This window comes from uncultured Propionibacterium sp. (assembly GCF_963539965.1).
Taxonomy (GTDB): Bacteria; Actinomycetota; Actinomycetes; order Propionibacteriales; family Propionibacteriaceae; genus Propionibacterium.
The window spans coordinates 1-6,287 of record NZ_CAUTOU010000091.1; the positions used below are offsets into that span (position 1 = coordinate 1).

The window sequence follows — 6,287 nt, forward strand, 5'->3', positions numbered from 1 at the left end:
CGGCGCCGGGCCGATCGGCCCGGCGGGTGCGCCCGGCCCCGCGTCTTCTCGCGCGCGCCCGCGTCGACTAACCTGCCCACGTGGCCGCCTCGCATCCGCGTACGAACACACCCCGCAGCCGCCGGGCGCGGCTGCTCTGCGCCCTGGGGACGGCGCTTCTCACGAGCGCATCGGTGCTCCTCGGGTCGCCCGCGCGCGCTGCGGCCGAGCCGAACACGGCCACCGGGCGCTTCGTGAGCGTGGACGAGCGCATCGAGCTGGACGAGCGGGGGGTCGCCCGGGTGCGTGCCGAGCTCGTCTTCGACGCCGGGACGACGCCCGTCGACGGCCCGGTCATCCAGGTGCCGCGCCGCGTCGAGGCCGACGAGGCCGACGGGCACCGGCGCTACCGCAAGGTGCGCACAACCGGCGTGAGCGTCACCAGCCGGACCGGCGCCAGCACCGAGGTCCGCTCGGGCGGCACCCTGGACGAGCGCATCTACAGCATCGGCAGCCGCAGCGCCCCGGTCACCGGCATCCAGCGCTACACGATCACGATGACGGTCTCGGGACTCGTCACACCGAGCGGACCGAGCGGCGGGCCGGACGAGTTCGCCTGGCCGATCGTCCTGCCCGGCGGGCCGGCACTGGACCGGTTGACCGCCGTCGTCGTGGCCCCCGGCGGTACGGTGCGCGGCGGCGACTGCCCGTCCGCGTCCCATGCGCCGTGCCAGGTCTTCAGCTCGGGAGCCGTCGCGCGCTTCTCCGCGCAGGACGTCGCGACCGGCGAGGGGCTGGGCATCCGGGCGTTCTACTCGCAGGGCTCCTTCCGGGACGTCGAGGAGTCGTACACGGTCGTCAAGACACTGGCCGACCGCTTCCCGCCGAACGGCCCGGACGTCATCGGCGCCCTGGTGATCCTGGCCGCCGGGGTCGGCGCCACCCTCGGCCACGTCGTCCTGGTCAGCCGCGACCACCGCTGGGCCAGTCCGGTCCCGGGCAGCATCCCCCCGCCGCCGGGCACGCGGATCGTACGCGGCGTGGCCCATCACGTGCCGCAGCGCTCCCGCCCGCCCGAGGGCACCCGTCCGGCCGAGGTGGGCATGCTCATCGATGCACGTGCGGAGTTCGCCCACGTCACGGCGACGATGCTCGACCTCGCCGTGCGCGGCCTCCTGACGATCCACCGCGAGGAGGACCACGCCTGGACCTTCCGGCGCACCGGCAAGGAGGCCGGCTCGCTGGAGCTGTACGAGCGCATGGTGCTGAAGAAGATGTTCCCGAAGGTGAGGGGCCGTATCGTCACCGTCACCAGCACCCAGCAGATCTCCCGCGCCAAGGGCGGCTTCCTCACCACCCTGGAGGGCATCGAGCGGCGCATGGCCGAGCTCGGCTGGTTCCGCGTGGTCCCCAACAAGGCGCGCGCCCGCTGCCGCGCGGTCGGCACCGTCGTCGGCCTGAGCGGCCTGCTCTCGGTCGTCCCCTTCGCCGGCCCGCTCGGCCTGGGCCTGTGGTCGGTGGCGATCACCTCGATCGGCCTGCTCATCCTGGCCGTCATCCCGTTCATGCCCTCGCGCACGCCGGTCGGCAGCGCGGTGCGCGAGCAGGCGCAGGGCTTCCGCCGGTTCCTGGTCGATCTCGACCCGGAGAGCGTCGACTGGGCCGAGTCCGGCAACATCTTCGGCCGCTACCTTCCCTGGGCGGTCACACTCGGCGTCTCGAAGGCCTGGATCGACCGCTTCCAGGAGCTCACCGACCAGGGCCGCTACCGCCCGAAGTTCGTCTGGTACGAGGGCCTGTCGGACTCCCCCCGGCGCGGCCAGGGCGAGCTCGAGGCGCTCAACCACCTGGTGGACGACTTCGCGTACGCGCTGGCACTGGCCGCGCGCTACGCCTCGACGCATGCCCCCGAGGACACCGCCTGGTGACCGGCCGGCGCTCAGGCGGGCCGGGCGAGCAGCCGCGGCAGCGCCTGCACCAGGGACTCGTCCAAGCGCACGGCCGCCAGCTCGTCGGCCCTCGTCGCGCCGTGATTGATGATGACGACCGGCTTGCCGGCCCGGGCCATGGCGCGCACGAAGCGCAGGCCCGACATGACGGTCAGGCTCGAACCGGCCACGAGCATCGCCTCGGCGGCGTCGCACCAGGCGAAGGCCGAGGCCACGCGGGCCTTGGGCACGGGCTCGCCGAAGAAGACGACATCGGGCTTGAGCAGGCCGCCGCACCAGGGGCAGTCCGGCACGGTGAACCCCCGCCAGTCCTCGACCTCGGCGTCGGCGTCCGGACGCAGCTCGGCCGGACCGAGATCCGCGTTCATCCGCACGGCCGGATTGAGCTCGGCCATCCGCACCTGCAGGGCCCGGCGGGCGATGATGCGGCCGCAGCCCAGGCACAGCACGTCGGCGCTGCGTCCGTGCAGGGCGATGAGCCGGCGGCTGCCGGAGGCCTCGTGCAGGCCGTCGACGTTCTGGCTGATGACGCCGAGCATCGGGCCGATGGTGTCCTGGTGCTCCCAGCGCGTCAGCGCGTGGTGGGCCTCGTTCGGCACGGCGCGGTCGAGCCTGGCCCAGCCCTGGTAGTTGCGCGCCCAGTACCGCCGGCGGGTGAGCGGATCGGAGACGAACTCGTGGTACGGGATCGGGATGGCGCGGATCGAATCGGGGCCCCGGTAGTCGGGCACGCCCGAGGCGGTGCTCATGCCCGCGCCGGTCAGCACGACGGTCAACCGCCCGGCCAGCAGCCGGCGGGCCCGGGCGAGGCTGCCGTGCACATTCGTGGAGGGCTGCCAGAGGCTCGTCGCCCGCCGCGCCCGGAGACGGACCCCGGGGGCCGGCGCGCCGGCGGTCACCAGCGCATCACCCGTCGGTGCATCGGTCACGTCCCCAGGTAGGCCTCCCGGAGCAGGCCCCGCCCCTTCCGCGGGCGCCGCGCCTCCCCGCGAGCACACCGCGGTTTCCCGCGCAACGCCGGGACGAGGACGCGGTGTTCGCGGGCGGGCGGCGGGCACAGGGCGCGCGCAGGGCGAACGAACGGCCCCGATCAGGCGCGGGCCCACGCCGGGCCGGTCAGCCCCAGCTCCTCGTCGAGCTTGCGGAACAGCGGGCTCGGCCTGCTCAGCACCGTGCCGGCCCGGACCGGGCGGGAGGCCCAGACGGCCTGCTGGCTGGCGTAGTCGCCCATGAGCACCGGGTAGCTGTGCGCGGTCTCGCCCTCGCCCTCGGTGACCTGCGTGATCCGGGGCTGCGCCGCCCAGACCCCCTGCCCGCCGAGCATCTCGAAGACCTTCTGAGCGGCATGCGGCAGGAACGGTGTGAGGAGCGTGTTGGCGTCCGAGACCACCTGCAGGGCGGTGTTGAGGACGGTGTCGCGCCGAGCGGAGTCGCCCTTGAGCTTCCAGGGCTCCTGCTGGGAGATGTACTGGTTGGCCAGTGAGACGACGCGCATGGCCTCGGTGATGGCGGCCTTGAACCTGCACTGCTCGATGAGGCCGCCGACGACGCCGAAGGCGTCCTCGGCGGCGTCGAGCAGTTCCAGGTCGGCCCGGGTGCGCTCATGGGCCTCGGGGATGGCTCCGTTGTCCTTGAAGGCCATCGAGATCGAGCGGTTGACGAGATTGCCCCACTCGTTCGCCAGCTCGTTGTTGTTGCGGCGGACGAACTCGTCCCAGGTGAAGTCCGTGTCCTTGTTCTCGGGGCCGGCCACGGCGATGTAGTAGCGCAGCGTGTCGGGGCCGAACTCGCGGATGAAGTCGCCGACGTAGATGACCACACCGGCACTGGTGTCGACCTTGGAGCCCTTCATGGTGAGGAACTCGCTGGAGACGACCTCGGTGGGCAGGTCGAGTCTGCCGAGCACCGGGCTCTGCCGCCCGTCGCGAGCCCCCTCGCCGTTCAGGCCGAGCAGCATCGAGGGCCAGATGACCGAGTGGAAGACGATGTTGTCCTTGCCCATGAAGTAGTAGGAGCGGGCGTTCGGGTCCTGCCACCAGGCCTTCCAGGCGTCTGGGTCGCCGCTGCGCCTGGCCCATTCGATGGAGGCGGACAGATAGCCGATCACGGCGTCGAACCAGACGTAGATGCGCTTCATGTCCTCGTCCTGCCAGCCCTCGACGGGCACCGGGACGCCCCAGTCGAGGTCACGGGTGATGGCGCGGGGCTTGAGCTCCCTGGCGAAGTTGTAGCTGAAGTTCAGCACGTTCGGGCGCCAGTCGGTGCGCGAGTCGAGCCAGGCCATGAGGGCATCGGCGAGTGCCGGCAGGTCGAGGAAGAAGTGCGTGGTCTCGACGAATCTGGGCGTTTCGCCGTTGATGCGGCTGTGCGGTTCGATGAGGTCGGTGGGGTCGAGCTGGTTGCCGCAGTTGTCGCACTGGTCGCCCCGGGCCCCGGCGAAGCCGCAGATCGGGCAGGTGCCCTCGACGTAGCGGTCGGCCAGGGTGCGGCCGGTGCTCGGCGAGATGGCGCCGAGCTGGGTCCGTTCGATGATGTAGCCGTTCCCGTGGAGGGTGCGGAAGATCTCCTGCACGACCTCCTGGTGGTTGAGCGTCGTGGTGCGGGTGTACAGGTCGTAGCTCAGCCCCAGGCCGGCCAGGTCCTCGACGATGACGCCGTGGTACTTGTCGGCGGTCTGCTGGGGTGCCATGCCCTCGGCCTCGGCCTTCACCTGGATCGCGGTGCCGTGCTCGTCCGAACCGGACACGAGCAGCACCCGGTGGCCCGCCATGCGCATGTATCGCGCGAAGACGTCGGAGGGAACGCCGAAACCGGACACGTGACCGATGTGGCGGGGTCCGTTGGCGTAGGGCCAGGCAGCAGTCGCGAGGATATGGGCGCACATGCGCCCAACAATAATAGGCGCGGGCCCCCTCCGCCTCCCGGCCTCCCCGGGGCGGGACATCGCCGCCAGCGGGCCGGGACCGGTAGTCTCGGGACTGTCCCGGCGCGCGGCCCGCAGCCGCTGCGCTCTGCCGAGTCCCGGCCAGGAGGTCGCATGGAGGACCCAGGAGGTCGCACGAACGACGTGGTGTTCGAGGTCGACGCGGACGCAGCGGTTCTGCGTCTGAACCGGCCGAGGGCGATCAACGCCCTGTCCACGCAGATGCTCCAGGCGATCGCCTCGCGCCTGGCCGCTTGGCGCGAGGACCCCTCGATCGCCTCCCTGCACCTGTACGGCGCGGGCCGCGGCTTCTGCGCCGGCGCCGACGTGCGCGCCATGCGCCAGATGATGATCGACGGCGGCGTCGAGTCCGCGCTGGGCTTCCTGGCGCTCGAGTACGACACCGACAGGCTCGTCGCCGGCTTCGGCAAGCCCGTCACCGCGCATCTGCACGGCATCTCGATGGGCGGCGGCCTGGGCCTGTCGATGCACGGCACCCGCCGCGTCGCGGCCGCCGACCTGGCCATGGCGATGCCCGAGGTCCAGATCGGCCTGTGGCCCGACGTCGGCATGACCTGGGAGTTCTCGCGCCTGCCCGGCCAGGCCGGCGCCTGGCTGGCCATGACCGGCAGGACGATCGACGCGGCCACGGCCTACGGGCTGGGCCTGGTGGACGAGGTCGAGGGCATGAACGAGCCCGGCATGCCCGACCTGGACTGGGTGGACGAGTGCTTCGCGGGCGATGACCCGGCCGCCATCATCGCGAGGCTCGAGGCCAGCGATGACGAGCGCGCCCGGGCCGCCGGCCGCGAGGTCCGCGCCAAGTCGCCGCTGTCGGTGTGCGTGGCGCTGGCCGCGGTGCGCCGCGCCGCCGGGCTGGCCGACCCCGCCGAGGCGCTCGACCAGGATCTCCGGATCGCCCGCGGCCTGCTGCCCGACTGCGACTTCGTCGAAGGGGTGCGCGCCCGGCTCGTCGACAAGGACCGCGCACCGCGCTTCGCGATCGCGCGCATCGAGGACGTGGACCCCTCCCGAGTGCGGGCGATCGTCGGCTGATCCCCGGCGGGCGCCGGGCTCAGGACCTCACGGCGGTCCCCTGTGCGAAGAGCAGGCGCCAGCGGGGGCTCCCGAGCGCCTCGTCGCGCACCCACACCGAGCTGCGCAGGCTCGAGGCCGTCCTGGTGACGGCCCGCCAGCGCAGCAACACCGAGTCGGCGCCCAGGCGGGCCGCCCCCAGCTGCTCCAGACGGGTCTCGTGTCCGAGCGGGGCGATCCGGGCGAGCATGCGGCTGCGCGTCCAGATGCGCCCGCCGGCGTCGTGCTCGACGAAGTCGGGATGCAGCAGCACGCGCAGGCGGTCCGGGTCGGAGCGGACGGTGGCGGTGAGCAGACTGCGCTCGGCGTCCCAGACCTCGGCCAGCTCGTCGCGGGCCCCC

The 6,287-nt window shown here is 72.7% G+C and carries 5 protein-coding genes; 2 read left to right on the top strand and 3 right to left on the bottom strand.

Annotated features, from left to right (window positions below; translation table 11 throughout):
- Positions 1-80: 80 nt before the first annotated feature.
- Positions 81-1,907, top strand: a complete 1,827-nt coding sequence (locus R2N01_RS10695) for a DUF2207 domain-containing protein (protein ID WP_316671020.1) — start codon at positions 81-83, stop codon at positions 1,905-1,907.
- Positions 1,908-1,918: 11 nt separating this feature from the next.
- On the opposite strand, the gene R2N01_RS10700 is transcribed toward R2N01_RS10695, so the two are convergent.
- Complete coding sequence (locus R2N01_RS10700) at positions 1,919-2,857, bottom strand: Sir2 family NAD-dependent protein deacetylase (protein ID WP_316671021.1); 939 nt, start codon at positions 2,855-2,857, stop codon at positions 1,919-1,921.
- Positions 2,858-3,018: 161 nt separating this feature from the next.
- Entirely contained in the window at positions 3,019-4,812 is a 1,794-nt protein-coding gene (metG, locus tag R2N01_RS10705; protein WP_316671024.1) for a methionine--tRNA ligase, read from the bottom strand.
- Between the two features lie 153 nt (positions 4,813-4,965).
- Here metG and R2N01_RS10710 point away from each other — a divergent pair, with 153 nt between their 5' ends.
- Positions 4,966-5,907, top strand: a complete 942-nt coding sequence (locus R2N01_RS10710) for an enoyl-CoA hydratase/isomerase family protein (protein WP_316671027.1) — start codon at positions 4,966-4,968, stop codon at positions 5,905-5,907.
- A gap of 19 nt (positions 5,908-5,926) precedes the next feature.
- Here R2N01_RS10710 and R2N01_RS10715 read toward each other — a convergent pair.
- On the bottom strand, positions 5,927-6,287 hold a 361-nt coding region (locus tag R2N01_RS10715), incomplete at its 5' end, for a nuclear transport factor 2 family protein (RefSeq protein ID WP_316671029.1).

Coding starts and splice junctions, on each gene's coding strand:
- metG (WP_316671024.1), bottom strand. CDS start 4,812: ATGTGCGCCCATATCCTCGCGACTGCTGCCTGGCCCTACGCCAACGGA.
- R2N01_RS10710 (WP_316671027.1), top strand. CDS start 4,966: ATGGAGGACCCAGGAGGTCGCACGAACGACGTGGTGTTCGAGGTCGAC.